We start from the raw sequence: 409 nt of genomic DNA, 5'->3' as shown, positions 1-409 counted from the left end.
CACCATTTCCTTACAAGTTTCATAGGAGTCTACCCGCATTGTAATCATAGGCGGCGCGTTATACCGTTCATGCCACCAAGCTTGAATCGTTTCGCTGAAGGGTGACTGCATGGAACTCATTGTTTTCATTCTTGGCTCTTTATAGTAGATATGAGGCAAATCTGGCAGACAATCCAAGTCAATGTCATCTTTTGAAATGATATAAATGAGCTCGTCATGTAGTAGACATCTGGCATCAAACCATGGATAGTCTCCTCTAATTACACCCACATGGATCTCTTCTTGGTGGAGCAATGCGAGAATCTCAGGACTTAAAGCGGATGTAACATTGAATTGCACGTCTGGACAAAATTCTTTGAACTTTTTGAGCAGCGGAGGAAGTTTGTATAGACCATAGTAACTGGCAACA

Annotated in this window: 1 protein-coding gene; it reads right to left on the bottom strand. The window is 42.1% G+C overall.

Annotation, left to right across the window (positions count from 1 at the left end):
- On the bottom strand, window positions 1–409 hold a 409-nt coding region (locus AC1DUA_RS40800; RefSeq protein WP_477505036.1), incomplete at both ends, for a substrate-binding domain-containing protein.

Source organism: Paenibacillus sp. 01T422, assembly GCF_056398785.1.
This window is presented reverse-complemented; position numbering and strand designations above follow the sequence as displayed.